Annotated in this window: 1 protein-coding gene and 1 pseudogene; one reads left to right on the forward strand and one right to left on the reverse strand. The window is 72.3% G+C overall.

Features of this window, described 5'->3' with window-relative positions:
- Window positions 1–262 precede the first annotated feature (262 nt).
- Window positions 263–940, reverse strand: coding sequence for a DNA alkylation repair protein (locus G6018_RS09925; RefSeq protein WP_182617872.1), 678 nt, complete (start codon window positions 938–940; stop codon window positions 263–265).
- 51 nt (window positions 941–991) lie between these two features.
- Between G6018_RS09925 and G6018_RS17130 the strand changes: the two are divergent.
- Window positions 992–1,196, forward strand: a pseudogene (locus tag G6018_RS17130) (hypothetical protein); the annotation flags it as partial.

Here is a 1,196-nt window from a genome sequence, read left to right on the forward strand (position 1 = left end):
TACGCCGGGCACTGGCGACCGCGCTGGACGGCCCACCGGTCCCCGCTCGGATGGCCGATGCCGAGGACAGCGCGGTCGCCGCTGCCCACGCAGCGCTCTACCGTGCCGCTCGCGCCGCCGTCGCCTCCCATCGCGGGGTCGGTTCTCATCGCGGGGTCGGTTCCGATCACGTGTCCCCACGAGACTGATCCCGGATTCGCACATCTGCGCCCACTCGCCGCGTGAGCGGGCGGGGCGTGCGACGCGGCCGCGTGAGCGGGCCTCAGCCCTCGTTGCGGCGCACCATCTCGCCGATCCACTCTGGAACGTAGGGCGAGGTGCAGCCCGCGGGCGTCGGGTAGTCCCGGAGCACCCCCAGTCGTTCGCCGATCTCCAGTGCGCGCGGCCGCAGGTCCGGGTGATGGATCCCGATCTGCGCCAGGCACGTGTTCATCTCCCACTGCAGCCGCTCGTGCGCCTCGGCCATCTCGGCCTCGATCGCGTCCAACAGCCCGGACGAGTCCAACCCGTCCGGCTTCTTGACCACCCTGTCGGCGGTGAGCGCCCACCCGGCGGCGGCGACCACCGGATCGGGGTCACCCAGCCACTCCAGGCGGAGTTGCTCGGCGTGCGGGCCCTTCATCACCACGTACCCGACCAGCCAGTCGTGCACCTTGCGGGTGCGGGCCTCGCGCAGCATCGCGTCCAGCTGACCGCCGGAGAACTCCTTGGGGCGGCAGATCAGCAACGCGAGCAGGCGCGCCGCCGAGTCGCCGGTGGCCCACAGTTCCTCCGCGAACGACTGGTTCTTCTTGATCCGCTTGGCCACCCCGCGCAGCGTGGTCAGGTTGACCCCGTGGTCGTCGCCGTGCCGCTCGTTGACGGCCAGGATCCTGGGGTCCTCCAGCGCGGCCAGCTCGGCCATCACCTCGTCGAGATCCGGCTCGCTCGTCGTCGTCATATCGGTCTCCTCCTCCGCGCCGCCCCGCGCCCACGGTCCTATACTCGCCGGATGCGCCTGCGGAGCATCCGTCCCGACCTGCTCGACCGCGCCGCGCCGGTCGCCGGGTGGCGTGAGGGACTCCTGGCTCACAAGGTACTCCGCGGGCTCACCGAGGGCCATCACCGTCGCCCGCGGCCGGGACGCGTCCGCGCGATGCCGGATCCGGCCCGGCTCGGTCGACTCACGTCGCCGCGGCCCCACCCGACGTTCGATC

This window comes from Dietzia sp. DQ11-44, assembly GCF_014145205.1.
Taxonomy (GTDB): Bacteria; Actinomycetota; Actinomycetes; order Mycobacteriales; family Mycobacteriaceae; genus Dietzia; species Dietzia natronolimnaea.